This window comes from Shewanella sp. YQ_9, assembly GCF_043103185.1.
GTDB lineage: Bacteria > Pseudomonadota > Gammaproteobacteria > Enterobacterales > Shewanellaceae > Shewanella > Shewanella algae.
In genome coordinates, this window is sequence record NZ_JBICJO010000011.1 from 23950 (window position 1) to 49892 (window position 25943).

Here is a 25943-nt window from a genome sequence, read left to right on the forward strand (position 1 = left end):
TTCCCTTTCAGGAGTCAAAGGAAAATGGGTTTCAAACTAAATCATCTCGCGCTGCTCTGCGGTGCATTTACCTCGGTTCCCGTCATGGCGAGTGCTACAACCCAGGCCGTGGATGAACAGCTGGTGGTCATTGGCCGTCAGGATGACACGCCGCTCAATATTGCCGCCAATGTGGTGGTCATAGATGCCGCCGATATTCAGCAAAGCGGTGCCAGTAATCTGAGCGAGTTGCTGCGTGGCCGCAGTGGCATTCAAATATCGGACAATAACTCAGGGCCTGTGCTGGCGATGCGCGGTTTCTCTTCCAGCCAAGCGGTGAATAACACCCTGATACTGATAGATGGTCGCCGACTCAACAATATCGATATTGCCGCCCCCAGCCTGAGTGCCATTGCGGTCAATCAGATTGAAAGGGTAGAGATCCTTTCCGGCAGCGCCGGGGTGCTCTATGGTGATCAGGCAGTCGGCGGAGTGATCAATATTATCACCAAGGCGCCCAGTGCCAGCGGTGGCAACCTGACCCTCTCCGGTGGCAGTTTTGACACCTACGAAGGCCGTGGGGATCTGTCCGGCGCCATCAATGACAACTGGCGTTACTATTTGGCTGCTGCTTACAACGAGAGCGACAACTACCGTAGAAACAATGCCAACGAAACCGGTTCTGTGCTGGGGCGTCTGCAATATGATTCAGAGTTGACCAACTTCTTTGTCGAAGGCAGTTACTACGATAACAAGCGCCAGACTCCAGGCTCACTGACCCTGGCTCAGTTTGAAGCCGACCCACGCCAGGCGACATCGACGCCGGGTGATTACAACCATGAGATGACTTCTGCCTGGCGTGCTCATCTCCAGCGCCAGGTGCACGCCAACTGGGCCCTGGCTGCGGACCTCAACTACAGTGATACTCTGGTGTCCAGTGTCAGCTATGGCAGCCCAGGTCGTAACGAGCGCTCGCTGTTGGAATTCAATCCCAAGGCGCTGGGGCGTTATCAGACCCGCAATGGTGAACTGAGCATAGTCATAGGCGCCGATATTCAACGGGGTGAAACCGAGTTCGATCTCAGTTATATGCAGCGCAGCAATACCCAAACCATGACCAGCACCTATCTACAGGCCAATGTGCCGCTGACCAACAGCCTGAGCTATGTGGTGGGCGGGCGCTATGCCAAGGTCAAGGATGAACTCAAGGACGGTCAGATTTACCCCAATGGCATAGATTTGGATGAAGACGCTCACGCGCTCGAGTTGGGGCTCAACTATCGGCCGCTGGAAGGCCACAGATTCTATCTTCGCGGTGATGAGAGTTTCCGTTTCGCCAAGGTCGATGAGCAAGCTTATACGCCGCCAACAGTCGTCGGCCTCAAGCCGCAGACCGGCCGTTCCATTGAAGCCGGCTGGGATTGGACCTTGAGCAACCAGAGTCTGCGTCTGAACCTGTACCGACTGTCGCTGGAAGATGAAATTGTCTTTGACCCCAGTGCTGATATGCCTATCGGCGGTGCTTTCCCCGGCGCCAACGTCAACGCCGATGCTTCCCGCCGTTATGGCGCCAGCCTCGACTGGGACTGGCAGCTCAATGAAATGCTGCAGTTGGGACTTGAGTACAACTATATCGATGCCGAATTTACTGAAGGCGCCAACAAAGGCAAATCTCTCTCCTGGGTGGCCGAGCATTCCGGGCGTATCTACACCAGTGTGGACTTTGGTCAGCACTGGCAGCTGTTTGTCGAGGGGCAGTATCTGGGTGATAGATATATGGAGGGTGACAATGGCAATCAGCACGATAAACTGGACAGCTATTGGCTGGGGAATATCGCCCTCAACTACAGCCGAGATGCCTGGCTTGCCAGCCTGAGGGTCGACAACCTGTTTGACAAGCAATACGCCAGCTCAGGTTATTTCAGTACTTGGGGCGATGGTTATTACTCGGGTAGCGGCCGTGCGCTGAGATTCAGCGTCAGCTATCGCTTCTGATAGCATAGAAAGCCGGGGGTTCCCGGCTTTTTTCTGCTCGTATTTCTATCTGTTTTAGTTGGAAAGTAGTCACCGACAAGGAGGCAAGAGTCGAAATATGAAAGCTGATTTTAGATATGGTTTGAGAGGCGTGGCCATAGCCCTGTTGTCGCTGCTTTTGCTGGCTTGCTCCGAGCCCAAGCTGGCATATATCGGCAGCAATGGCAAACTGCTGGCCTTCGGTGACAGCCTGACCCAAGGCGTTGGTGCCAAGGCCGGGCAGGATTATCCCAGCCGTCTGGCCGAGTTGTGCCGTTGTGAGGTGATCAACGCCGGGATTTCCGGTGAGCAATCTGCTGCCGGGCTTGAGCGTTTGCCGGCACTGCTGGATGAAACCAAGCCGGATCTGCTTATTTTGCTCGAAGGCGGTAACGATATTCTCCGCGGTCGTAGCCAGGTGCAATTGGCGCAAAACATTGAGGCCATGTTACTTGAGGCCAAAGCCCGGCAAATTCCGGTAGTGCTGCTGGCTGTGCCGCAAAAGAGCCTGCTGCTGTCCCCCCTGCCTTTGTATGCCGAACTGGCCGACAAGCACGGCGCCATCTTGCTGGAACAGACTCTGTCCGAGCTGCTGCGTTCAAACGAGCTCAAGTCCGATACTGTGCATCTCAATCAACAGGGGTATTCGCGTTTGGCACAAGTCATCTTTACCAGGCTGCAGGAGGCGGGCGCTTTTTGATGCTACTTTTTGATTCTGTTTGGCAAAAACCGGGCTAATTATCGATTCAACTTGACCCTGGTGGGCGTTTTATGGGTAAATTCTCTGCCATAATAAATGGCAATAGTGCCTCCATAATAAATAACAACAGGTTTAAAGAATCACATGACAGATCTTGAGCAGCAGGTTTTTACTCAAGTGCGTGCCATTATTGCCAACGAAGAGCAGGTGATAGGGCGCCGCGGCATCCTGATCCCGCTTAAGAAGGCCATTATTGCTGATGGCGATATTCGCAATGTGATCGATATTGTCGCGACCGATCCCGCTCTGGCAGCTCATCTGCTGTGGCGCAGCAATAACGCGCTCTCTCCTTCCGTTCAGCCAAACCGCAGCCTCAAGGATGCATTGGTGCGTCTGGGACAGGTCAATATCTACCGTTATGCCTTTAGCTTTTATCTCAAAGAGCGGCTCGATGAACTGCCGCAGCCATACCGTAAACTGGTACTTGGCTATTGGCGCCTGACCGAGTCCGTGGCGACCGAGTCGGTGGACAGCTTGCATCAGATGCAAGGGGTGCAGATAGACGCGGATGAAGTGCAGACTCTGGCACTGTTCAGCGTCTTTGGTCAGATTATTGCCCTGACGGCGTTTGCCTATCTCAACGCCGAAGCCGAGCAGTGCTTCCCGCTGGGCATTATCAAGACCCTGATAGATACCCAGCAGCAGACGCTGACGGTGGAAGCTTTTGAATCTCTGGGGTTGGATGATGAGCTGCAAAGCGAGTTTATGGTCGCCCATAACCTGAGACAGACCCGGGATCCCAATTCACCCGGACTGGTACTGAGAAGGGTATTGTCGCAGCGCGGTCTGCTGCTGAATCCTCTCTAGATGCTTTGTGACTGCCGCCGACTTTCAGGGACGGTGGCAGCCGCTCAGTCAGTGTCTGTCTTGACGCTGTAATCCCTCTTTGGCAATCAATTCCAGCAGCCTTTGCAGCTGCACTCTATTGCTGCTGTCGCGGCGGTAGGCACCGAACAGCGGCCGTTTCAGGCCTTCCTGCCCCAGTTTCACCGAGGTCAGGCTCAAGCCCTGGGCTTCGGTCAGTGACCAGTTGGGCAAGGCCGCAACCCCTTCTTTACAGGCGATGCGTTGCAGCAACACATTGGTGAGATCACAGCGTTTTTGTGGGCCGGGCACCACTCCGGCCGGCTCGAGGAAGTGACGGAAAATATCCAGCCTTTCCAGCGGTACCGGATAACTGATAATAGGTTCCCTGGCCAGTTGTTGCGGCAAAATATAGCTGTTGCCTGCCAGAGGGTGATCTTTGGCCATCACCAGTCTCACTTCAAAATCAAACAGATGCTGATAGGCAAGGGCATGGCCGGGCACAGGATCTGAGGTCAGCACTATATCCAGCTCACCGGTTTCCAGCGCATTGAGAGAGTCGAACAGATGGCGGCTGGAGAGATCCAGATTGGCATCCGGATAAGACTGATGAAAGGCTTCCATTACAGGCATCAGCCAGCGAAAACAGCTGTGACACTCAATACCCACCTTCAAGGGACCGCTGCTTCCAGATAGACCGCGTTTGAGCACAAATTCGGTTTCCTGTACCCGGGGCAGTATCTCTTCTGCCAGGGTCAGCAGGCGACTGCCCTCAAGCGTGAAGGTCAGAGGTTTGCTTTTGCGAACAAATACCTGGGAGTTAATCCGGGTCTCCAACTCTTTAATCTGGTGCGACAGCGCCGATTGAGTGACAAAACGTTTCTTCGCCGCGCCGGCCAGACTGCCACTTTCTTTCAGTGCTATCAGAGTACGAAGGTGTCTCAGTTCTATCATTTCCTCTCCACATGAATGCCGCTCATGTTGCCCTTGAATTCAATTCGGTTGCCTGTGCTGAGACTAGCACAATAAACTTCTAGACGTCCAGACGCCCAGTTTGATTTGTTGTGTTTCGGCGTCGCCAGTCACTTGCTGCACAGTTTATAGAGGATGGTATACATTATGCAATTAAATAGTCTTGGCTTTCCCCGTATCGGACGTCGACGTGAACTCAAGTTTGCTTTGGAGAAATATTGGCGCGGTGAGTCCAGCGTGGCCGAATTAGAGAGTGTTGCCAGGGAGCTTAGGCGTACCCACTGGCAGTGGCAGGCCGATGCCGGGGTGGCGCAGCTGCCGGTCGGTGACTTTGCTTACTATGATCAGGTGCTGACCCTTAGTGCGACTCTGGGGGTAATCCCCGAGCGTCACCGTGACGGCGGCGCTGTCAATCTCGATACCCTGTTCCGGATTGCCCGTGGCCGAGCGCCCAGCGGCAAGCATGCACCGGCGTCTGAAATGACCAAGTACTTCAACACCAACTACCATTATCTGGTGCCTGAGCTCAGCGAAGATCAACGCTTCGATATCGCCTGGGAACAGTTGTTTGAAGAGGTGACCGAGGCTCAGGCGCTGGGTCACACTGCCAAGCCGGTACTCTTGGGGCCGGTCACTTTCCTGTATCTGTCCAAGACAGCGGGCTCAGAGTTCGACCGTTTGACACTGCTGCCGGCGCTGCTTGAATGTTATCAAGCCATTCTGGCCCGATTTGCCGCCCAGGGCGTTGAATGGGTGCAATTGGATGAACCTGCGCTGGCACTTGAGCTGGATAACAACTGGCAACAGGCCTTCCATCAGGCCTACGGCGTGCTCAAGTCGGCGCCGCTCAGGCTGTTGCTGGCAACCTATTACGGCACTGTAGCCCATCATCAAAGTCTGTTGTCGGCACTGCCGGTGGCGGGTATTCACCTGGATCTGGTCACCGCGCCCGAGCAGTTGCAGGCCTTTGTCGGGGCATTGGCGCCTGAACAGGTGTTATCGGTTGGGGTAATCAGTGGCCGTAACGTCTGGGCCGCCGATCTGGATCTTGTGGCCGAGCAGTTGGCGCCACTGGCGCGTGATTTGGGAGACAGGCTCTGGCTCGCCACTTCCTGCTCCCTGTTGCATACCCCGGTGGATCTTGAGGTGGAGACCGTGCTGGCGCCCGAGCTTAAAAGTCTGCTGGCATTCGCCAGGCAAAAACTCACCGAGTTGCAGGAGCTCAAGGCGCTTTTGGCGGCGCCTGAGACGGAAAGCGCCAAAGCTGTGGTCGCCCGTTGCCGAAGTCGGCGCGCGGCCAGGGCGCAGGGGCGTAATCAACAACTCAGTGCCAGAATCGATGCGCTGAGCGCGGCCGATTATGACCGAAACCATGAGTTTGAGGTGCGCAGACAAGCCCAGCAGGCCAGGTTCAAGTTGCCTTTGTTGCCGACGACTACCATAGGTTCATTCCCGCAAACGGCAACCATTCGTAACCTTCGCAGCCGCTGGCGCAAGGGTGAGTTGGACGATGCTGTGTACACAGAGCAACTGCAACAGGTGACCCGAGATACCATAGAACGTCAGCTCAAGCTGGGAATAGATGTGCTGGTACACGGTGAAGCCGAGCGCAACGACATGGTGGAATACTTTGGTGAACAGCTAAACGGTGTTGGTTTTACCAAACATGGCTGGGTGCAGAGCTATGGTTCCCGCTGCGTCAAGCCACCGCTGATCTACGCCGATGTGACCCGTCCCAAGGCGATGACAGTTGACTGGGCCGAATATGCCCAGAGTCTTACCGACAAGCCGGTGAAAGGCATGCTGACCGGTCCCGTGACTATATTGCATTGGTCCTTTGCCCGCGAGGATATCAGCCGCGAACAGATAGCGACTCAGTTGGCCCTGGCGATACGCGATGAAGTGGTGGCATTGGAGCAGGCGGGCATAGGCATTATCCAGATTGATGAACCGGCTTTTAGGGAAGGCTTGCCGCTTAAACGCAGCGATTGGGCCCATTATCTCGATTGGGCCGTGGCCGCTTTCAAGCTCAGCGCCGCCGGTGTCAGAGACGAGACCCAAATTCACACCCATATGTGCTACAGCGAATTCAACGACACTATTGCGGCAATTGCCGCCATGGATGCCGATGTGATCACCATAGAAACATCGCGCTCAAGGATGGAGTTGTTGAATGCCTTCGAAGACTTTGACTATCCCAATGAAATCGGCCCTGGGGTTTATGATATTCACTCCCCCAATATTCCAACAGTGGAGGCCATGGTAAGCCTGATTGAAAAGGCGGCGCAGAAAATTCCTCTGCGTCAGCTCTGGGTCAACCCGGATTGCGGCTTGAAGACCCGTAACTGGGAAGAAGTCGAACCGGCTTTGAAGAACATGGTTGATGCCACCAGGGAGTTGCGACGTCGACTCGGGTGATAAAACTCTGTGGTTAATAATAGTCAGGGGCGCAATGCGCCCCTGATGTTGATTGACTTCAACGCGGTAAAGATTCAACTCATGCTTATTCCCAGTATCATCAGGCCCACAGTGCCCAGGATGATCAAGCTTGAAAAGATTGTGCCCAGAATGGCGAAGATTTTCTGGCGCTCTTTTTGTACCAGGCCACCAATACCCAACCCCAAAGACACCAGACAGACCAACATCATAAAGATGATCATTAACCCCACAAGAACCGCTTCCATGGAGTTTTCATCCATGCCGCCCGGTGTTGTTGTTTCCAGGGTTCCGGCAACAATAAAAGTAATAAACAGGGCTATTCCACTCAATATGCTGGTGACAAATGAGGCTATCCCTGGACCTGAATGTTTTAATTGCATGGCAATCCCTTGATTTTTTCTGATGGTTATCCAACTGAGAAATATACAGAAACCAAGGGAAATATGCCATCGGCCATTTCTGTCTATACTCAGGTCACCAACCGGACTCAGATAACTATCAGGAGAAGCCCCATGAGCCATGTATACAAGATAATAGAACTGACAGGTTCATCCCCCATCAGCTCGGACGAAGCGGTCAAGAATGCCATCGCTGCGGCCAGTCAGTCGCTGCACAATCTGCGTTGGTTTGAAGTGATAGATACCCGCGGACATCTGGAGGCCGGTGTTATCGCTCATTGGCAGGTCACCATCAAGGTGGGTTTTACCCTGGATTAGGCTTGAATTCAGGCGTCTCTTGGCAAACCCTTTTCCACTATCCGGATCAGGCGCCCCGTCTTGCGGGCGGGAATGGGCGCTGTGTCGTTGGCGCTGAGTTTTTCTGCCTGCTGCGCCAGTGCCCACTCTATGTGTTCTGCGACCAGTTCAGAGGCATCTGTCAGTCGCTCCTGCAAGGCAGCAACTATGGTTTCACTGCCGGGCGCATTGCCCAGTGCCACCGCAATATTGCGCAGCCAGCGTTCATGGCCTATGCGACGAATGGCGCTGCCTTCGGTGTTTTTCAAAAACTCGGTCTCGCTCCAGGCAAACAGCTCCAGCAGTTTGGGTTGCTTCAGTTGTGGCCTTAGATGAAAGTCAGTCTCTGTGGTCAAAGGCGCGGCGCGGTTGATGGGGCATACCAGCTGGCAGTCATCACAGCCGTAGATGCGATTGCCGAGCAGTGGCCGAAACTCCAGTGGAATGCTGCCGGCCAGCTCTATGGTGAGGTAGGAGATACAGCGGCGCCCATCGACCACATAAGGCTCGACTATGGCGCCGGTTGGGCAACTTGTGATGCAGGCGACGCAGGTGTTGCAGCCTCCGGCTGTGGCGACATCCATGGGCAGCGGCAGGTTCACCAGCAGCTCTCCGAGGAAAAACCAACTGCCGGCCTCATGGTTGAGGATCAGTGAGTGTTTACCTGTCCAGCCGATCCCGGCCTTTTCTGCCAGCGGCCGTTCCAGAATGGGAGCCGAGTCGACGAAGGGCCGAAAGCCACAGCCTTCAAGTTGCAGGGTTTTGAGCGCTTCATCTATGCGCTCGCCCAACTTTTTCAAGCGATTACGCATCAGCTTGTGATAGTCGCGGCCGCCGGCATAACGGGAGATATAGCCAAGGTTAGGGTCTTTGAGATTGAGGGCAAACCCGGCTTGTGGCGGTAAGTAGTCCATCCGTACTGAGATGACTCTTAAAGTGCCGGGATGCAGTTCGGCCGGGCGGGCCCGCATCATACCGTGGCTGGCCATATAGCCCATCTCACCGTGATAGCCCTTATCGAGCCAGGCCTGTAGCCTGGGCTCTTCGCGGCTGAGATCTGTATCCGTTATTCCCACTTGAGCAAAACCCAGCTCTTTGCCCCAGGCTTTTATGTTGCGGGCAAGCTTGCCAAGCATACCGGGATCAAATTGTGGTGGTTGAGAAGCTGACATGAACAGAGGCTGACCGGGGAAAAGCCATGATTATATCAGTAAAGCAGAATTGCTCACAGTTGCCGTAAACGGCGATTTCGACTGTTGTCGGTGCTATGCTTGAAGAAATTGAGGGGGGAGAGTATATGCCGGGAATCGAAACCTTGCTCAGGGGCTGCGTGATAGTGTTCTGTTGTAGCTTTGCCAACTTGGCTTTGGCCGGTAACGAGCCTACTGAGGCCGAGCCGCCCGCACTCAGGCTGCTGACCGAAACCTGGCCTCCCATGAGCTATGAGCGCCATGGTCGCGTTGATGGTTATGCGGTGGCCCTGGTGAGGGCCTTGCACCATCAGGTGGCTGCCTCTGACAAAGAGCCTGTGATAGAAGTGTTGCCTTGGGCCAGGGCGATGAATATCGCAAACCAGGAGCCTAACGTCTTGCTGTTTGCCACTTCCATTAATGAACAGCGGCGGCAGGAATTTGATTTTGTTGGCCCTATTGCCGAAACCCGCATTCAGCTCTATGCCCGCATGGATGATGATTTTACCCCGGCAGACCTGTCACATGCGGTAGCGGTGGGTAATATTGCCCTTTACCGCAACTCCCCGGCGCAGATCTTGTTGAAGTCTGTTCCGGATGAGCAGTTACTGAACTCAGGTTTTCCTCAGTATTCGGCCAGGCAGTTGTTGCATAAGCGGGTGCGTTATTGGTGTCAGGCGGATATCGCGGTTCAGGGCGTCTTGCGACAATTGGGCCAGACACAGGCGGCGGTGCGCCCCGTATTGGAACTGGCGCACTTGCGCCTCTATTTGGCGTTCTCCGACGGTACGTCTCCTGAACGGGTCGAAGCCTGGCACAAGGCGCTATTGGCATTGCAGAAAACGGGCGAATTTGACGCGCTCTACCATAAGTGGTTTGGTGCCGAGCCCTCTTTACGTCAGGCGGAAGTGCTCTGGCGCGTTCAGTGATTTGCAATAACCACTGTGCTCATTCAGGCGGTTTCGACCCGGTTGCGACCTCGATTCTTGGCGCAATAGAGGGCATCATCGGCCTGTTTCAACAGCTCGGAGAACTGCAGTTCCTCACCCAGAGTCGCTACCCCGGCACTTATCGTTACTCTGGGCTCACCGACTAGCCCTTCCGGGCGTGATTCGGCTATGGTTTGGCGCAGACGCTCGGCGATTTTTAAACACTCTTCATGGGCTGTTTCCGGCAACAACAGCAGAAACTCTTCACCGCCAATCCGCCCCAGCAGATCTTGTTCGCGGATCAGGGTTTGGCTCAGACTTGCCAGATGTTGTAAGACCTTATCGCCACCATCGTGACCAAACTGATCATTGATATCCTTGAAGTTATCGGCATCAAACAACACAAGTGAAAAAGGCGTGTCGCTATCTCGCGCCTGATTGAACATAGCTTCACCCTTGTGATAGGTATAACGCCGGTTCGCCAATTGGGTGAGGTGATCCGTATGGGCTATCTTCTGGAATTTGCGTGATTTACTGGTCTGCTTAAAGGCCATCACCGCAGTGATTATGATAATGATGCTGGCCAGAACCAGCACAGCCAACTGCAACAGACGGTTTTGCTGCAGTATCTGCACCTCTTGCTCTTTCAGGCGTTCGCTTTCCAGCAGACGTTGGTTTTCTTTTGCCATGCGATCGGCATTGAAGCGGGTACGCATCTCTGTGGTGCGGTAAGATTGCAGTTTGTTATCCAGCTCGTGGTGCAGGGCGATATACAGCCTGAGCACTTTGAGCGATTCCTGCCATAGCCCTTGGGCGGCAAATACTTCGCTCTTGAGCAGGTAGAGTTCGGCCAAGCCGCGATCATTGTTGATATTCCTGAAACTTTTTTCGGCCTTGATCAAGGGGGCCATCGCCTGTTCAGGCTGGCCTTGGCGCAACAGCACATCGGCGCTGTAGAGTTGCATAAAGCTGTAGAAGCCACCCATCTGCTCAGTCACAAATGGCCTGGCACGCTCCAGCGCCTGTTTGGCGTCTTCGACTCTGCCGAGCTTCAACAGGGAGCCGGCCATATTGACCGAGACTCCCGCGGCTTCCACCGTGACTCCTTGCTGCTTGAGATAGTCGTATGATTGTTGGAACTTGGCCACGGCGCCTTCAAAATCACCCAGTTCTTCGAGGGCGATGGCCATTTCGCCATTGATAATATAGGCCTGCTCTTCGTGACCACTTTGGCGATAGGCCTGCTCCAGTTGGCGGTAATAGTTGAGCGCACTTTGTGGATCGCCGAAACGGCGGAAACTGGTGGCGAGGTCGGCCAGGTTATACAGACCCCAATAATCCAGCTTGAGCTTTTCATAAAGTTGTTGAGCGGTCAGCAGATCTTCCAGCGCCATGGCAAAGTTGCCCTGAAAGGAATACATGGCTCCGCGCAGACTGCGGGCATCGGCGATCAGGCGATGATCTTCGAGTTGATAGGCTTGCTGCAGGGCTTGGTCATAGTCGGCTTTGGCCTGTTCCATATTGCCTTTGAGTTGAGAGTACCAGCCATGGCAAAGGCGAAAGTCGGTTAAGGCTTCAGGGTAGGCTTGGTTTTCAGCCGCTTGTGCCTGATTGACGGCATAGTCTATGGCTGCATCTATGTTGGCGTTGTCGTTGGCATCAAAGCTCCAGCAGCGGGCGCGCCTGAGCCTGGCCTGTCTGTCCAGATCGTCCTTTGCCAGCAATTGGGCTATCTGATCCAGAGTTTGTTCTACTTCGGCAACATTGTTGACCTGCCCATCTTCCAGCTGTTTGAACAGCTGATCAGCCTTGGGATTATCCAGTGCCAAGGCGTGGGGAACCATGCTGGCCAGAAGCAGCACTGTGATGGCTGATTTCAGAAAGTATGACTTCACGCTGACCGATAGACAGATGTTTAGATAATGTTATTAAGCATACGCACCAGGGCTCAGGCTGACCAGTAATAAATCGTTAAATTTGCAGGTAAGTAGAGCTGCATCAATCGCTTGCCGGTAGGGGGGAATTCGGTTACCGACTTGTTTTCGCCGTATTTGCTCCTCGGTTCCTTGATACCAACTTCAGATGGATTGCCCTTTATTGCCGGTGCTATACTCGCCGCCAATCGCTTTTAGACGGAAAAAACCATGACCCAAGTTGATGCTCAATACCGGCAGCAGGCGCGAAGCGCCGCCATCAATATCTGCTCTCAGGTACTGCCTATGGATAAGTTGCCCACGGCGCTGAAAGAAGCCTATGACAATCTGTTTGAAGAATTGCTGGATGATAAGCCGTCCGAGTTCAAACAGGCTTGGGACAAGTTGCCGCCAAGTGCCGCCAAGTTACTGCCGAGAGCCGATTTTCACGGCTTTTTTATCGCGTCGGCCTGGTTGCAACTGAGTTTGATGGCCCAGGATATCGCCCAGTTGGCGGATACCGACGAGGCCATTGCCGAGAAGGAGTACGGTGGCATGTTTGAGCGTATTTCACAGTCGGCTCTCAAGGAGAGTGTACGCAAGTTGAAAAAGGCCCGTACTGACAGGCGTTTACTCAACAGTATCCGAGATGTGATAGCCAATGGCTGAATAAAAAACCGGCATAAAGCCGGTTTTTTATGGGCACGGACGCTCTTAGAAGGAAGTACGTTTGTAGCGGCGATACTCAGGCTGCCAGAAATTGCTTTCTATGGCCTGCAACAGCAGCTCATCGGAAGTCGGCAATGCATGACCCTGTTCGATGGCGACCTTGCCGACGGCAAAGGCGATGTGCTTGCTGACCTTCTGGATCTCTTCCAGCTTAGGCAGCAGAGAACCACTGCCGTTGAGTGCCAGCGGCGAGCATTCCGCCAGAGCGCGGCTGGAGGCCATCAGCATCTCATCAGAGACCCGCTTGGCACCACTGGCCAATACCCCAAGGCCTATGCCGGGGAAGATATAGCTGTTGTTGCACTGGGCGATTTCATAGGTCTGATTGTCTATGACCACAGGCTCAAAGGGACTGCCGGTGGCAACCAGTGCCTGGCCATTGGTCCAATGCAAAATATCCTTGGGCGTGGCTTCAACCCGGCTGGTGGGGTTGGACAGCGGGAACACTATCGGTCTTGGGCAGTGGCTGTGCATGGCGCGGATGATCTCCTCGCTGAACAGCCCTGGGGCGCCGGAAACCCCGATAAGCACAGTCGGCTTGCCGTTGTTGACCACATCCAGCAATGAGATGTTGTCACCGAAGTTGCTCCATTGCTGCAGCTCTTCGCGCTTTTGCGCCAGTTTCTGTTGGAATGGCAACAGGTTGGGCATATTGTCCTGCAACAGTCCCCAGCGATCGACCATAAACACCTGACGTCTGGCTTGCTCATCACTGATCCCTTCGGAAACCATCTGAGCAATAATCGCTTCGGCGATGCCACAGCCTGCGCTGCCGGCGCCGAGGAAGGCAACTCTTTGCTGGCTCAACTGAGTGCCGGCGGCCTTACAGGCGGCGAGCAGTGAGCCAACTGTGATGGCGGCGGTTCCCTGAATGTCATCATTGAAACAGCAGTATTTATCCTTGTAACGCTCCAGCAGCGGCATGGCGTTTTTCTGGGCGAAGTCTTCAAACTGGATCAAGGCATCGGGCCAGCGGCGATGAACCGCCTGCATAAAGGCTTCAATAAATTCCAGATATTCTTCACCGCCTATGCGCTGGTGGCGCCAACCCATATACATGGGATCTTCCAGCAGATGCGGGTTATCTGTTCCCACATCCAGGGTAATGGGCAGAGTGTAAGCCGGGCTGATGCCGCCGCAACTGGTGTAGAGCGACAGCTTTCCAATCGGGATCCCCATGCCGCCGATCCCCTGATCGCCCAGCCCCAAAATACGCTCACCGTCGGTAACCACTATCACCTTCACCTTGTGACGGGTGGAGTTGTTGAGGATGTCGTCGATGCGATCCTTGTTCGGATAGGAGATAAACAGGCCGCGGTTACGGCGGTAGTCTTTGGAGAAGCGTTCACAGGCCAACCCGACGGTTGGGGTGTAGATGATAGGCATCATCTCTGTGATGTGGTTCTGAACCAGACGATAGAAGAGGGTCTCGTTGGTGTCCTGGATGTTGCGCAGATAGATATGCTTGTCCAGATCATTGCTGAAGTTCTTGAACTGATCGTAGGCACGTGAGGCCTGCTCTTCGATCGTTTCAATCACGTAGGGCACCAGGCCTTCGAGGTTGAAGAAAATACGCTCTTCCTCGGTAAATGCACTACCTTTGTTGATCAACGGCGCTTCGAGAATAGCCGGACCGGCAAAAGGCAGATATAAGGGGCGTTTATTATCGTCCATGGCTAACCTTTTATGTTCTTTGCTTGTGGATGATGGGCTGTGATCTAAATCCGCATAGGTTACCACGAAATGTGATCTTTGTTGCCTGTAGGCGAGGGCTTGAGCAAAAATTTTGTTTAAAACGCGGCAAACCGGGTTGGCCTGAGCCTAAGAGGGTAACGACACAAAACAAAGAACCAGGCGGATGCCTGGTTCCAAAGGAGATATCAGCTGTTGCTTGTTGGCTTACTTACCGCGGTATTTAAGTGACAAGCCCTTGATAAAGTTACGCATCAACTGATCACCACAGTAGCGGTAATGCTTGTGCTCAGGATTGCGGAACAGGGCGCTCAGCTCAGCCTTGCCGATGCGGAAGTTGGCCAGTTCAAGAATGGCAATAATATCTTCTTCTTTCAGTTCCAAGGCGATTCTGAGTTTCTTGAAGATGATGTTGTTGTTCAGGCTGGGCAGCGGCTGCGGAATGCCACTGCCGGGACGCAGGCCGCGTTTGTCGATGATCACGGCATCGAGAAACTGGCACAGGGTACGATCGTCACAGGGACGGAACCCTTCTTCATCTTCTTTCTTGAGCAGGCCGGCCAGCTCAGCTTCACTCATTTCACGCTTCATTTTGGCGTAGAGACGCAATACCTTGGAGTCGTTGAAATTAAAGACAAAGCGCAAGCGGCGCAGAATATCGTTGTTGGTCATGAATGTCCCTGGGCCGGTTTGACTCCCGGCTTAGTTTTAACACTGTCTGGCGATTGACTTAGGTGCGTTAGGCGCGGAGGCTCCGCAATATTGCGGCATTATACCTAAAAGCCGGGCAGATTTGCCGCTTTTTCCAGTGGACAGTTCGCGGCCGTTTCGCGCACCGCCTGTCGCAGCTTGTCGTGAAGGGCGAACACCCGGCCTATATCTTTGAGTGACCAAGAGGTGTTTTCCAGCACCACCAGATTGAAGCCCGAGTCCGGATAATAAATCGCAGTGCTGATATAACCCGCTATGTAACCACTGTGGCTGAACTCCAGGGGCAACTCAGGGCTCAGTTGTATTCCGGCGGCATAATTCAACTCGCCCCAACGATGGGGGCGTTTGCCTCTCGGTGCCAGCAACTGCAAATAGCCGCCACGGCTAAGCAGTTGCCCCTGATGCAGAGCCTGCTGAAAATCGGCAAAGGCAGAGGCGGAGCCAATAAGGGCGCCGCTGGCCAGTAGCTTATCTGTGAGAGTCAACTGCTCGGCCACACTTTCAAAGCCGCTGTCTGTCTCGGTTCTTCCTATCGCCAGATTGGGTAACTGTTCCTGAATACTTTCAATACTGCCGGTGCGGGCCTTGAGCTCAAGCCCCTCGGCATCAAAGAAGCGCTGCAGCAATTGGGTACTGCTGCCTTCACGCTTGAGGATCTCGGCCAGCAGCCAATAATTGTCATTGCTGTATTTAAAATCGCTGCCAGGGGTGAACAGCAAGGCTTGTCCTTGGATGCCTATGCCGGATGTGTGGCTCAGCAACATGGCAACTGTGATGGCCGGATCCAGTTCGGCCTCTTTGCCGAGCAGGGCAGCGCTGTCATTGAGCTTGAAATCGCCTATTTCTATCGCCCGCATCACCAAGACGGCAAACACTTGCTTTGACAGTGAACCCAGCACAAATTGGCTATCAGAGGTGATGGGTTTGCCTTGGCTTTCCCCAGCCGCATGACTCAGCAGTGTCTTTTTACCTTGCCTCAACTCGATTACGCCGCTGAAGGGCAGGGGGTTTTGCTTGATTATCAGCAGCAGCTGTCGTGTCAGCTCTTCGCTGTGGCAGACAGATGGCGCCGAACCCTTGCCCGGTGCCGGCTCTTGTTCGGATCTCGGCGCAGCGCTTAGGCTAAGAGTGAATCCCAGCAGGCAGGCCATGCTCATGCCTTTGACTGTCGATGAGAGTTTTAGCCCTAAAAAGCGCGGCTGCGCCAGCGGTGAGGAGTTCATGCAACTTCCTTATTTGATGTAGAAATACCAATAGATAAACAGCAACGCAAAGCCAAACAGGTAACTGAGTCCCAGCCAGCCCCAGAGTTGCATGCCCCTGCCGTAACGAGCCTCAGTCGGCAGGGTTTTGGAGCTCATCAGCCGTAGATTCAACCAGGCAAAGATGCAGGTGGTCATAAAGGCCTGGATCATCACCAATTCCAACAGTGATAACAAGGCGCCCTTGAAGAACAGGATCAGCAGCAAGGCCAGCAGCGACATAACCAGCATGATCCCCGCCAGGCGTTTACCGCTGGGGCGGCGCTCAAGCAGCAGGCGCCAACCGGCATCCAGGGTGCGGCTGTAACCATCGAGCACAGTGACAGTGGTGGAGAAAATACACAGCAGCGCCACCAAGGCGATAAGCATACGGCTCCACTCCCCGAGCACGCTGGCGTAGAGGGAGATCAACTGCCCGGCAAACTGGGCTCCCGAGTCGGCAAAGGAGGTTCCCGAGCCATGCATGACACCGGCCCCCAGACTGAGAAACACCAGTGCCAGCAGGGCGGTGAGCCAATAGCCGATATCGAAATCCAACCTGGCCTGGGCAGCGCTCAGAGCGGCTTGCTGTTGATTGATGCGCTGTTTCTCCAGCAGCCACAGTGAGTTCCAGGCGCTGACTTCAATCGGTGCCGGCATCCAGCCCATCATGGCGATCAAAAACCCAAGATAGGCCCATTGCCAGGGAGAGGGAGAGACGAAGTCTTTATCCAGCACAGACTCCACCCCCAGCATCATGGCAGCGGCTGTCAGAGTGCCCAGGGTCAACAGCGCCATCACAACTTTGGTCATGCGATCAAGCAGGCTGTAGCGCCCAAGCAACAACAGCAGCAAACTGGCGCAGAGCACGATAAAAGACAGAATATCTATGCCGAGCGGCACAAACTGAGTCAGCATGGCGGCACTCAGCATGCTGACCCCGGCGGTGCTGGCAATGGCGGCAACAAGATTGAGCAGGCTGAACAGCCACAGATAGCCTTTTCCTTGCCTGAGATAGCCCTCAAGCAGACTCTCGCCGGTCGCCGCCGTGTATCTGGCTCCGGCGGCAAAGAAGGGATATTTGAGCAGATTGACCAGCACCACCAGCCAGGCCAACTGCCAGCCAAATTCGGCGCCTGCGCGGGTTGAAGCCACCAGATGCGAGGCGCCTATGGCCGCTGCGGCCACCAGAACGCCCGGGCCCATGGCGGCCATTAAGTGCCTAAGGTGAGTGAAAGAAAAACCTTTTAGATTCAGCATGGTGTCATTCATGGCGCGCTCTTTTCCCGGGCCAGTAAGGATTCGATATTGACCAGCGAGGAGCGGATCTCCCTGAGTAACATCAGCTGCTCATGGTTGCTGTCATGTCCATTTGAGCTTGGCTCCTTGTGATCCAAACGCTCTTTTTGTGCCAGCACAGCGGCGCGAAATCCGTCGGCATCGACTATGCCAACCAGGCTTATCAGGGCGTCATTGCCGGATTGTCCAGCGGTTTCCACCTTGAGTTTCTTCAGACCGAACAGGCGCATCAGTGGCCCCTGAATAAGCGCCATGTCGGTGATTTTATCCAAGGGCACAGTATTTTCGGTGCGGGTCAGCAGGCCGCGGCGCACCACTAGCTTACGCTCGGTCAGCTCGGCGCTCATGTTGGCGATATAGCGGCGTGTGCCCCACAAGCCAATGGGCAGCCATAGCAGCAACAAGGGAATGCCGACAATACTGAGGCAGAGAGCTAGGGAAGGTGCGAAGAAGTCCTCGTGGCACTCTGGCTTGCACAGCAATTGGCGTTCAAGGCATCTGACTGAAGGCATGCCGGGGCCTGTCGAAGTCGGATAACGCAGAGAGCCGGTTGCTGTGCAAGCCCCAAAGGGCGTGGCTTACAGGCCTGCCTGCTGTGTTGTGCTTCTTGCAAAGGACTTGGGCCATTTGCTGCGAACCACGCCTTGCATCCAGGCCTGTAAGCCGACGCAGAGCACACATGGGACTTGTTTGCACCTTCCCGACTCCAGACATCAACCAATAGAGTCCGAGATTATCGGCAAAGCGGGCCTGAAGCAGTGGCGCGGCGGCTGTGGACATGGCGACTTCCTATATCAGTAAAATCAAATTTACCCCAGTTAGAGGCATTGACTTTAGATATTAAAGAGTTAAGTTGAATTGGTAAATGTTATAAAAATATGACAACACGGAAGTTTGTAGTCGTGGTTGTTTTTCCAAAAAACAACTGAAGAAATTAGGGATGATCATGAACAGACCTCACCTCACCCTGAGTGCCTGCGCCGCGGCACTTGCCTTGACCTCTGCCGGTGAATCCTTCGCGGCCGAGGAGTCTGTGGAGCGTATCGAAGTCACAGGCTCGCGGATCAAACGTACCGATATGGAAGGCCCATCGCCCATTCAATCCATAGGCAAAGAAGATATTGCCAACATGGGTTACGATAACCTGCAGCAGTTGCTGGAAAGGATGCCGGCGGCCGGGGCCGGCACTTTCTCTACCCGCGGCAACAGCCAGGACTCTACCGCCAACGGTGCCGCCGCCATCAGCCTGCGTGGCATGGGGCCGGATGCGACCCTGGTGCTGATCAATGGTCGCCGGGTTTCCATCAGTGCCTTTGCCGAAGGGGTCAGCAATTCTTTTGTCGATATCAACAGCATTCCCGTATCGGCCATTGAGCGGATAGATATACTCAAGGACGGCGCCTCGGCCATCTATGGCTCGGATGCCATCGCCGGGGTGGTCAACATAGTGCTGAGGAAAAACATCGAAGGCATTGAAGTCAATCTCGGCTATGGCGCCACAGATGGCCCCAATTACAACGAAAAGACCGCCAGTCTGGTGTGGGGCACCATGAGTGACAAGGGTAGCGCGTCTGTGATCCTGGATTATTTCAGCAACTCGACCCTGAGTGCCGATGAGATGGGGCAGTTTGGTACCGCCAATCAGTCGCCCTGGGGCGGGGAGGATTTCCGTTCTTCCCGGGGTTTTCCGGGGTATTTCTATGTCAATGGCGTCAAGACCATAGATCCGGCTTGTCCGGCCGATTCCGCCACATCGAGCGGCAGCTGCCTATTCGATTATGGCCCCTATAACTTGGTGATCCCCGAGGCCGAGCGCATAGGCGCCATAGGTCAGTTTGAGTATCACCTGAGTGACTCCCTGACCGCCTTTTTGGAGCTGGCGGCTCAGCACAATACCTCCAAGGCCGGTGGAGCCGCCACACCGCTGGATGAAACTGCAGGTTTGACGGTTCCCGGTTCACATCCCAACAATCCTTTTGGTCAGGAGATTGACATAGGCCGCTTCCGCACAGTGGATGCCGGTCCCCGCCGCTGGGATATCGAGTCCGACAGCTTGAGATTGGTGGCCGGTCTGCGCGGCAGCTTCAAGGAGTGGGACTGGGAAGTCTCGGCCCAAAAGGGGCGCAGTGAGTCGACCCAGACAGGGGGTCGCAGCCAGGGCTGGGTGCGGGTGGACTATCTGTAGGAGCAAATCAATCTCGGCAACTACAACCCCTTTGGCGGCACCATCAACTCACCCGAAGTGATAGATGCCATTACCACCAGTCTGGTGCGTCAGGGCAAGTCACATATTACCGCCTATGATGCCAGTATTTCGGGGCATGCCTTTACCCTGGCAGACAGGGATATCATGCTGGCCGCCGGGATGGAATATCGAGAAGAGGATGTTAGCGATGTGCCCGATGAGCAGTTCCAGCGCGGGCTTATCTTCGGGACTGAAGCGGTTTCCGCCGCGGCCGAGCGCGATCAGTATGCCGCCTACCTGGAGTTTTCCATTCCGGTGACCGACAGCTTCGAGCTGCAACTGGCGGGGCGCTACGATCATTACAGCGACTTTGGCTCCACCACCAATCCCAAGGTGGCGTTCCATTGGGGCATGACAGAAGACTTGAGCATGCGCGCCTCCTGGGCCCAGGGGTTCCGGGCACCATCGCTGGCCCAGATAGGCCTGGGCCCTTCGGAAAAGAGTAACTTCTTTAAAGATACCTATGCCTGCGCCGCTCAGGGTATCTCAGAGGCCGACTGTGAGGTGCTGGATTACAACACGGTATTTGCCGGTAACCCGGATCTGGATGCCGAGGAGTCGGAAACCTGGAACATAGGCATGATCTGGGCGCCGAGCCAGAAGTTCGATATCGGCTTCGATATTTGGAACATCACCCAGGACAACAAGATAGACGAGCAGCCTCTGGGCGATATCTATGCCGCCAACTGTAATGATCAAAACAGCGCTATCTGTGTGCGTCTGCCCCCCGCCGGTGGCGAGCCGCTCGGGGTGCTTGATGTGATTCACTCAAGCTTTGTTAACTTAAGCTCCCAGGAGGCACAGGGCCTGGATATCTCGGCTCACTACGGCCTGGAACTGGACAGCTATGGCGATCTTAAGTTTGGCCTTGAGTGGAGCTATCTGGACAAGTTTGAAAAGGACGGCCTGGATTATACCGGCGAATATGAGTATCCCCAGTACCGCTGGCTGGCCAGCACTAACTGGACCATGGGCGACTTTGCCGCCAACCTCAATGTCAGCTACATAGGCGAATTTGAAGATACGCCGGACATCAACTTCGACGGCGCCCTCGACTTTACCGAGAACAAGTCACGTATGGTGGATGCCCAGTTCCTGGTGGACTTGCAGGCTTCCTACCGTTTCAACGAGATGTTCAAGTGGACGCTCGGGGTCAACAACCTGTTGGATGAAGAGCCGCCGTTTGCCATAGGCGATGGCGATGCGGATCTCTATGGCTATGTGATGTCTGTGCATAACCCCAGAGGCCGTTTCATCTACACCAAGGTCAGTCTTAACTTCTGAGGCAGGCACCCGGCCCTTGATGGCAAACTGGCAAGGGCCGGATGCTAGAGAGTTGAGATAAGAGGTGAGAGATAAGAGCCGAGAAATAAGGACAGAGTGACAAGCTTGAGGCAGTGGGAGTATCTTGTTGTTGTTGACCTTATCATTATGGCGCCTGCGGGCGCCTTTTCTGCCACCATACCTGCGTTAGCCATTGCTTATGGCGACAGGGCAATTTAAGGAAAGTAATATGATTCGACTCTATGGCACGCCGCGAAGCCGGGCGCTGCGGGTTTCCTGGTTGTTGGAAGAGCTGGAACTGCCCTGGGAGTTTCACTTTGTTGATATGGCCAAGCAGCAGAACCGCACTCCTGAGTTCCTGGCGCTTAATCCCTGCGGCAAAATCCCCGTGCTCGAGGATGACGGTCTGGTATTGACCGAATCGGCGGCCATTATGCTCTATCTGGCCGAGCGTTACGGTGAGGGGCGTCTGTTGCCCAAGCCAGGCACGGCAGCCTCCGGGCATCATCATCAATGGTTGAGCTTTGTGATAACCGAGTTGGAGCAGCCGTTGTGGACCATGGGCAAGCACAGGTTTGCCTTGCCGGAGGAGCAGCGGGTGGCGGCGATTCAAGCCACTGCCGTATGGGAGTTCAACAAGGCCGCGGCCATTGCCGAGCAGTGGCTGCCTGATAGCCCATTTTTGCTCGGTGATGAATTTACTGTGGCCGATATACTGCTGGCCCATACCCTGAACTGGGCCACCATTTTTGAGCAGCAGATCCCGCCAAAACTGGCGGCTTACCGAGACAGGCTTAACCTGCGTCCGGCAATGAAAAAGGCGCTGGACAAAGCCAGCGCCAATTTAACTGATTAATTCAAACTCTGGTTTCAAAGCCGCGGTATTTCAGGGCCGTGATATTTCAGAGCTGCGCGGCCGCCCACTTGGCGCGGCTTTCGCGGCTCTCACCCAGCCCGCCTTGCTGCTCTCTGAAGGCCTTGTAGGATTCCACATCCAATGGCACCAGGCTGATATCCACTTCCAGCACCAGTTTGCACTCTTTCTTGATCCGCCAGGCGGCGGTGTTGTACAGCTCAGTGAGTGGCAACGAGCTTAAAAACTCAGGGTTGTACTGGATGTAAATCGCCTGGGTGGGATAAACCACAAAGGCCAAACGGCGCTTGGGTTCTTTCTTGAACATGGCCTCGATACCATCACAGGTGTTCAGCACCTGCATTTCGATAATATCGTCGATTTCCAGCAGTTTTTTCTGGGCCAGTTCGCTTACCTGCGCCTCGCCCGTTTCCCAGGAGAGCAACTCGGCTTCATCGACTTTCAGCAACTCGGCGGCCTGGGCGGTACCCAAGCCAAGAGATTGGCGCAGGCACTGAAACTCGATGGCGTTGAGCGGATATTGTTTGGACATAATGCTTCCTGTTTTTTCTATGTGTCTGATGGCGGGGCGCCCTGGGCATGCCGGCCTGTGTCAGCTTTGCAGCCAGACGTCTTCGACCCATTGCCAGAATGACTCCCAGCAATCTTCTTCATCCAGGCCGTCCTGGTTCCAGAAGTAGACCACACCTTCCTGATCTATGCAGTAAAAGTCATCGCCGGTTTGGCAAATGGCAATCAGATCTCTGGGCATTCCCAGCGACCAGGCATAGGAGGTCACTTCCGGCAGATAGGTGTGGGAGTGGGGATCGGCAGCGGTCACCGGCTCCAGGCTGCCATAGATAACATCACTGGCATGCAGCAGATATTCTTTCAGCTCCGAAGGCAGAGGGATGAGTATCTGCTCTTCGATATCCACCAGATCGTCAAAGCCGGGCAGATCCAGCGGTACGGGAACCTGCTCTGACAGTTCCTGCAGTTGCTCTATGATTTCATGCATGATTTTACGCTTTGGCCGAGGGTCAATGCGCTGGAGTATAGCGGCTTGTTGGCCGCTGACAAGCTTTGTCAGGCGACTATGGTATTTTCTATACCAAGAGTCTGAGTTTGTTGGCGTTTATAACCCAACCAAGCCTTGTGGTACAGCTTGTGTGATTCCTGGCGCAGCTTCTGGATCCTTGCCAGTTCCAGCTCGCTTAAAGGCCTTTGCTCGCGGGCAGCCTTATGTTCCATCGCCTGCACCTCTTCATAGACTTGGTGCTCGGCGCCGTTTTTGATGGCGGCAATCTCCCTTAAGTGCAACTGGACTTCGGCAATCAGGCCACTTTTCGGCAGCTGCAGCAGCAGGTTGATATCCCGATAACCGGAGGCCTTGGGCTGGGCAAACCTGTCTTTGACCTGCAGCACATTGGCCTGATGATTCAGGGTGTCAAAGGCCAGCTGCAGGTCATCAAGGTTGTCGGCTATCAGGGTGGCTCGCACCAGATCTGTCAGGGCGGCGGGGTTGTTATTCAGCTTGTGTGCCACCTTGGCTTCGGCCCGTTGACGCTCTTTCACCTTGGCCAGTTGCAGCTCGGTCTGGCTCTGATTGGCTACCTGTGACAGGAGACTGTGCAATTCATTTTGTGCCATCGGTGCCTGCTGATAGAGGGCATTGAGGCTGGAAACGGGCTGCCTTGGGGCGCTGAAGCTTTGTTTCTTGAGGGCATTGAATGGGATGGCCGAGTTTTGGCGCAGGCTGTAACTGCTGTCTTCTCTCAGTTCAGCTTCATATTCTGAAGGCTGAGCGTAGGCGGTGCGCGCCGAAAGCAGTAACAGGAAAACCAGGAAAGTGCGGAATAATCGGGTCATGGGGCCTCGCATCCAGAATGACTTCTAAGTGGCTTTGACTCCAATGTAGCACTTGGCTCTGAACCCTTGCTGAACCTCAAATGAAACTTTATTCATCTAAAAAGAAAGGCGCCTTGAGGCGCCTTTCTGAGCAAGCGTAAAATTACCAGATTTTCACGCGCTGGGCCGGTTCAATATACATGCCGTCACCTGGCTTCACGTCAAATGTGCTGTAGAACTGCGGCATATTGGACAGTGAACCTATGGCGCGGAACTTGGCCGGTGAATGAGGATCTGTGGCCACTCGGTTGCGCATGGCTTCCTCTTTGATCTTGGCGCGCCAGATTTGAGCGAATCCGAGGAAGAAGCGTTCATCACCGCTCAGACCATCGATTACCGGAGCCTCTTTGCCCGCCAAGGATTTTTTGTAGGCCTTGTAGGCTATGGTGACACCAGAGAGATCGCCGATGTTTTCACCCAGGGTCAGACTGCCGTTAACGTGCAGGTCGTCAAACACATAGTAGCCGTCATACTGGGCGATTAGCGCCTTACCGCGGGCGGCAAACTCTTTCAGATCCTGCTCGGTCCACCAGTCGCGCATATTGCCTTCGCCGTCGAACTTGGCACCCTGATCGTCAAAGCCGTGACCCATCTCATGGCCGATAACCGCACCTATACCACCATAGTTGACGGCATCGTCGGCAGCCATATTAAAGAAAGGTGGCTGCAAGATGGCGGCCGGGAACACGATTTCGTTCATGGTCGGGTTGTAGTAGGCGTTGACGGTTTGTGGCGTCATGTGCCATTCGCCTTTGTCTATAGGACTGCCCAACTTGGCCAGTTGCTTCTGATGTTCCACTTCACCGGCGCGGATCTCGTTACCGACCAGGTCGTCAGCCTTGATAGTCAGCTTGCTGTAGTCTTCCCACTTGTCGGGGTAGCCGATTTTCGGGTTGAACTTGGCCAGTTTTTCCTTGGCGGCGACTTTGGTGTCTGCGCCCATCCACTCCAGTTCATCTATGCTGTCAGCGTAGGCACCGCGCAGGTTTTCCACCAAATGCTCCATCCGCTCCTTGGCTTCAGGGGCGAAGTGGCGCTTGACGTATACTTTACCCACGACTTCACCCAGCAGGCTGTTGACCTTGGCTACACCGCGCTTCCAACGAGGTTCCTGTTCTTGCTGACCGTTGAGTGTCTTGGCGAAGAACTCGAAGTTTTCTTTATCCAGCGGCTCGCTCAGATCTGAGGCGAAGTGGGTCAACAGCTGCCAGCGCATATATGTCTTCCAGGTCGCCAGATCTGTGTCTTTGACTATCTGGTTCAGACCTTCGATAAAGCTGGGCTGATTAATGATGATATCGGCTTGCTTGTCGGCGCCAAGCGCAGTCAGGTAGGCGTTCCAGTCGATATCCGGCGCCAATGTTGACAGTTCTTTGACCTCAAATTTGTTGTAGGTCTTGGTGCTGTCACGGCTTTCAACCACATCCCAATGCTTGGCGGCAATAGCGGTTTCCAGCTTCATGATGGCTTCGGCGCTTTGTTGTGGCTCGGCAAAACCGGCCAGGGTGAACATCTTGGCGATATGCTCAACAAAGGCCTTGCGGATGTTGACGAAACGCTCACCTTCGTTGAAGTAATAGTCTTTCTCAGGCAGGCTCAGGCCGTATTGCCAGATATGGGTGGCATAGCGGCTGGAGTCCTTGGCATCAACATCGATATAGAAGGCCATGGGCGTGCCGCCACCGAGAATTTGGCTCTTGCCGAAGTAGGCCGCCAGTGCTTGCTTGTCTTTGATGGCATCTATGATTGCCAGCTCGCTCTCCAGTGGCTTGATCCCCAACTGGTTGAGCGTATCGCTGTCCATAAAGGAGCGGTAAAGATCGGCCACTTTTTGCTCGTCGCTGCCGGGCTTGAGATCTTTGCTCTGCGCCACTTCTTCAATAATGGCTTTGACATCGTCACGGGATTTTTCCCTGAGGTCATAGAAAGCGCCTGTGCTGGTGCGATCTGCCGGGATCTCTGTGTTCTTGATCCAGCCGCCGTTGACATAGGTATAGAAGTCATCCTGAGGACGAACAGACTTGTCAAAGTTGGCAAATTCAATCCCCGAGCCAAGGGCTTGGCTGACGGCGGCGGCAGTTGCGGTTTTGGCGACTTCCGGCTGTTTGGCTGTTTCAGCCTGGGTCTCAGCCGTTTTGTCATTACAGGCAGATAGGCCTGCGATGAGTGAGGCACACAATCCCCCAATGAGTACTTTTCTCATGCTGTTTCCTTTTCTTTGTTCTTTGGTGTCCCGCGAGGGGACATT

General features: G+C 54.5%; 21 protein-coding genes and 1 pseudogene. 9 read left to right on the plus strand and 13 right to left on the minus strand.

From position 1 onward, the window contains the following. Window positions 1-24: 24 nt before the first annotated feature. The 3 genes from ACF8D4_RS02935 (at window position 25) to ACF8D4_RS02945 (ending at window position 3559) form a co-directional block, all read left to right on the plus strand. The gene (locus ACF8D4_RS02935) at window positions 25-1974 is read left to right on the plus strand and encodes a TonB-dependent receptor (RefSeq protein WP_028780897.1); all 1950 of its coding nucleotides are present in this window, start codon (window positions 25-27) and stop codon (window positions 1972-1974) included. Window positions 1975-2071: 97 nt separating this feature from the next. Then, window positions 2072-2692 carry a GDSL-type esterase/lipase family protein gene (locus ACF8D4_RS02940; protein ID WP_037475231.1) on the plus strand — a complete coding sequence of 207 codons (621 nt, stop codon included), beginning with the start codon at window positions 2072-2074 and terminating at the stop codon, window positions 2690-2692. 144 nt (window positions 2693-2836) lie between these two features. Continuing rightward, complete coding sequence (locus ACF8D4_RS02945; RefSeq protein WP_123116846.1) at window positions 2837-3559, plus strand: HDOD domain-containing protein; 723 nt, start codon at window positions 2837-2839, stop codon at window positions 3557-3559. A 48-nt stretch (window positions 3560-3607) separates the two neighbouring features. On the opposite strand, the gene ACF8D4_RS02950 is transcribed toward ACF8D4_RS02945, so the two are convergent. Then, entirely contained in the window at window positions 3608-4510 is a 903-nt protein-coding gene (locus ACF8D4_RS02950) for a LysR family transcriptional regulator (protein WP_025009037.1), read from the minus strand. Between the two features lie 165 nt (window positions 4511-4675). Here ACF8D4_RS02950 and metE point away from each other — a divergent pair, with 165 nt between their 5' ends. Further along, window positions 4676-6946, plus strand: coding sequence for a 5-methyltetrahydropteroyltriglutamate--homocysteine S-methyltransferase (gene metE, locus ACF8D4_RS02955; protein ID WP_392466336.1), 2271 nt, complete (start codon window positions 4676-4678; stop codon window positions 6944-6946). 74 nt (window positions 6947-7020) lie between these two features. On the opposite strand, the gene ACF8D4_RS02960 is transcribed toward metE, so the two are convergent. Then, window positions 7021-7347 carry a hypothetical protein gene (locus tag ACF8D4_RS02960; protein ID WP_096140927.1) on the minus strand — a complete coding sequence of 109 codons (327 nt, stop codon included), beginning with the start codon at window positions 7345-7347 and terminating at the stop codon, window positions 7021-7023. Between the two features lie 132 nt (window positions 7348-7479). On the opposite strand from ACF8D4_RS02960, the gene ACF8D4_RS02965 reads away from it, so the two are divergent. Next, a complete protein-coding gene (locus ACF8D4_RS02965) occupies window positions 7480-7683 on the plus strand; it encodes a dodecin (protein ID WP_025009040.1) in 204 nt (67 codons plus the stop codon). An 8-nt stretch (window positions 7684-7691) separates the two neighbouring features. On the opposite strand, the gene queG is transcribed toward ACF8D4_RS02965, so the two are convergent. After that, the gene (queG, locus tag ACF8D4_RS02970; protein ID WP_342197373.1) at window positions 7692-8873 is read right to left on the minus strand and encodes a tRNA epoxyqueuosine(34) reductase QueG; all 1182 of its coding nucleotides are present in this window, start codon (window positions 8871-8873) and stop codon (window positions 7692-7694) included. A gap of 125 nt (window positions 8874-8998) precedes the next feature. Between queG and ACF8D4_RS02975 the strand changes: the two genes are divergently transcribed. After that, window positions 8999-9820 (plus strand): substrate-binding periplasmic protein, encoded by an 822-nt coding sequence (locus ACF8D4_RS02975; protein ID WP_392466332.1) that lies wholly within the window; start codon window positions 8999-9001, stop codon window positions 9818-9820. A 23-nt stretch (window positions 9821-9843) separates the two neighbouring features. Here ACF8D4_RS02975 and ACF8D4_RS02980 read toward each other — a convergent pair whose 3' ends face one another. Continuing rightward, window positions 9844-11715: a tetratricopeptide repeat-containing diguanylate cyclase gene (locus ACF8D4_RS02980; protein WP_301560821.1), complete on the minus strand. Its 1872-nt coding sequence runs from the start codon at window positions 11713-11715 to the stop codon at window positions 9844-9846. Between the two features lie 249 nt (window positions 11716-11964). On the opposite strand from ACF8D4_RS02980, the gene ACF8D4_RS02985 reads away from it, so the two are divergent. Further along, entirely contained in the window at window positions 11965-12402 is a 438-nt protein-coding gene (locus tag ACF8D4_RS02985; RefSeq protein WP_301560820.1) for a DUF3069 domain-containing protein, read from the plus strand. 45 nt (window positions 12403-12447) lie between these two features. On the opposite strand, the gene ACF8D4_RS02990 is transcribed toward ACF8D4_RS02985, so the two are convergent. The 5 genes from ACF8D4_RS02990 to ACF8D4_RS03010 form a co-directional block, all read right to left on the minus strand. Further along, on the minus strand, window positions 12448-14136 hold the full coding sequence (locus ACF8D4_RS02990; RefSeq protein ID WP_144132812.1) for an NAD-dependent malic enzyme: 1689 nt from the start codon (window positions 14134-14136) through the stop codon (window positions 12448-12450). Between the two features lie 225 nt (window positions 14137-14361). Then, a complete protein-coding gene (locus tag ACF8D4_RS02995) occupies window positions 14362-14826 on the minus strand; it encodes a DUF1456 family protein (protein WP_025009045.1) in 465 nt (154 codons plus the stop codon). A gap of 104 nt (window positions 14827-14930) precedes the next feature. After that, the gene (locus ACF8D4_RS03000) at window positions 14931-16088 is read right to left on the minus strand and encodes a serine hydrolase domain-containing protein (protein WP_392466328.1); all 1158 of its coding nucleotides are present in this window, start codon (window positions 16086-16088) and stop codon (window positions 14931-14933) included. 9 nt (window positions 16089-16097) lie between these two features. Beyond that, complete coding sequence (locus ACF8D4_RS03005; RefSeq protein WP_345851284.1) at window positions 16098-17366, minus strand: Nramp family divalent metal transporter; 1269 nt, start codon at window positions 17364-17366, stop codon at window positions 16098-16100. Window positions 17367-17374: 8 nt separating this feature from the next. Continuing rightward, the gene (locus ACF8D4_RS03010; RefSeq protein WP_345871253.1) at window positions 17375-17917 is read right to left on the minus strand and encodes a PH domain-containing protein; all 543 of its coding nucleotides are present in this window, start codon (window positions 17915-17917) and stop codon (window positions 17375-17377) included. A gap of 434 nt (window positions 17918-18351) precedes the next feature. Here ACF8D4_RS03010 and ACF8D4_RS03015 point away from each other — a divergent pair. Continuing rightward, window positions 18352-20934 (plus strand): annotated as a pseudogene (locus ACF8D4_RS03015) (TonB-dependent receptor). A 229-nt stretch (window positions 20935-21163) separates the two neighbouring features. After that, a complete protein-coding gene (locus ACF8D4_RS03020) occupies window positions 21164-21790 on the plus strand; it encodes a glutathione S-transferase family protein (RefSeq protein WP_392468301.1) in 627 nt (208 codons plus the stop codon). A gap of 46 nt (window positions 21791-21836) precedes the next feature. Here the strand turns inward: ACF8D4_RS03020 and ACF8D4_RS03025 are convergent, their stop codons facing one another. From ACF8D4_RS03025 to ACF8D4_RS03040, 4 genes are all read right to left on the minus strand, one after another. Further along, complete coding sequence (locus ACF8D4_RS03025) at window positions 21837-22340, minus strand: DUF4447 family protein (protein ID WP_025009049.1); 504 nt, start codon at window positions 22338-22340, stop codon at window positions 21837-21839. A 60-nt stretch (window positions 22341-22400) separates the two neighbouring features. After that, a complete protein-coding gene (locus ACF8D4_RS03030) occupies window positions 22401-22805 on the minus strand; it encodes an SMI1/KNR4 family protein (protein ID WP_025888807.1) in 405 nt (134 codons plus the stop codon). A gap of 68 nt (window positions 22806-22873) precedes the next feature. After that, the gene (locus ACF8D4_RS03035; protein WP_392468303.1) at window positions 22874-23656 is read right to left on the minus strand and encodes a RelA/SpoT domain-containing protein; all 783 of its coding nucleotides are present in this window, start codon (window positions 23654-23656) and stop codon (window positions 22874-22876) included. A 142-nt stretch (window positions 23657-23798) separates the two neighbouring features. Further along, window positions 23799-25898, minus strand: coding sequence for a M13 family metallopeptidase (locus tag ACF8D4_RS03040; RefSeq protein WP_071237054.1), 2100 nt, complete (start codon window positions 25896-25898; stop codon window positions 23799-23801). Window positions 25899-25943 lie beyond the last annotated feature (45 nt).

Bases quoted from the DNA above. Each gene is read 5' to 3' on its own strand.
- ACF8D4_RS02935 (WP_028780897.1), top strand. From the start codon at position 25: ATGGGTTTCAAACTAAATCATCTCGCGCTGCTCTGCGGTGCATTTACC.
- ACF8D4_RS02940 (WP_037475231.1), top strand. From the start codon at position 2,072: ATGAAAGCTGATTTTAGATATGGTTTGAGAGGCGTGGCCATAGCCCTG.
- ACF8D4_RS02945 (WP_123116846.1), top strand. From the start codon at position 2,837: ATGACAGATCTTGAGCAGCAGGTTTTTACTCAAGTGCGTGCCATTATT.
- ACF8D4_RS02950 (WP_025009037.1), bottom strand. From the start codon at position 4,510: ATGATAGAACTGAGACACCTTCGTACTCTGATAGCACTGAAAGAAAGT.
- metE (WP_392466336.1), top strand. From the start codon at position 4,676: ATGCAATTAAATAGTCTTGGCTTTCCCCGTATCGGACGTCGACGTGAA.
- ACF8D4_RS02960 (WP_096140927.1), bottom strand. From the start codon at position 7,347: ATGCAATTAAAACATTCAGGTCCAGGGATAGCCTCATTTGTCACCAGC.
- ACF8D4_RS02965 (WP_025009040.1), top strand. From the start codon at position 7,480: ATGAGCCATGTATACAAGATAATAGAACTGACAGGTTCATCCCCCATC.
- queG (WP_342197373.1), bottom strand. From the start codon at position 8,873: ATGTCAGCTTCTCAACCACCACAATTTGATCCCGGTATGCTTGGCAAG.
- ACF8D4_RS02975 (WP_392466332.1), top strand. From the start codon at position 8,999: ATGCCGGGAATCGAAACCTTGCTCAGGGGCTGCGTGATAGTGTTCTGT.
- ACF8D4_RS02985 (WP_301560820.1), top strand. From the start codon at position 11,965: ATGACCCAAGTTGATGCTCAATACCGGCAGCAGGCGCGAAGCGCCGCC.
- ACF8D4_RS02990 (WP_144132812.1), bottom strand. From the start codon at position 14,136: ATGGACGATAATAAACGCCCCTTATATCTGCCTTTTGCCGGTCCGGCT.
- ACF8D4_RS02995 (WP_025009045.1), bottom strand. From the start codon at position 14,826: ATGACCAACAACGATATTCTGCGCCGCTTGCGCTTTGTCTTTAATTTC.
- ACF8D4_RS03000 (WP_392466328.1), bottom strand. From the start codon at position 16,088: ATGAACTCCTCACCGCTGGCGCAGCCGCGCTTTTTAGGGCTAAAACTC.
- ACF8D4_RS03005 (WP_345851284.1), bottom strand. From the start codon at position 17,366: ATGCTGAATCTAAAAGGTTTTTCTTTCACTCACCTTAGGCACTTAATG.
- ACF8D4_RS03010 (WP_345871253.1), bottom strand. From the start codon at position 17,917: ATGCCTTCAGTCAGATGCCTTGAACGCCAATTGCTGTGCAAGCCAGAG.
- ACF8D4_RS03020 (WP_392468301.1), top strand. From the start codon at position 21,164: ATGATTCGACTCTATGGCACGCCGCGAAGCCGGGCGCTGCGGGTTTCC.
- ACF8D4_RS03025 (WP_025009049.1), bottom strand. From the start codon at position 22,340: ATGTCCAAACAATATCCGCTCAACGCCATCGAGTTTCAGTGCCTGCGC.
- ACF8D4_RS03030 (WP_025888807.1), bottom strand. From the start codon at position 22,805: ATGCATGAAATCATAGAGCAACTGCAGGAACTGTCAGAGCAGGTTCCC.
- ACF8D4_RS03035 (WP_392468303.1), bottom strand. From the start codon at position 23,656: ATGACCCGATTATTCCGCACTTTCCTGGTTTTCCTGTTACTGCTTTCG.
- ACF8D4_RS03040 (WP_071237054.1), bottom strand. From the start codon at position 25,898: ATGAGAAAAGTACTCATTGGGGGATTGTGTGCCTCACTCATCGCAGGC.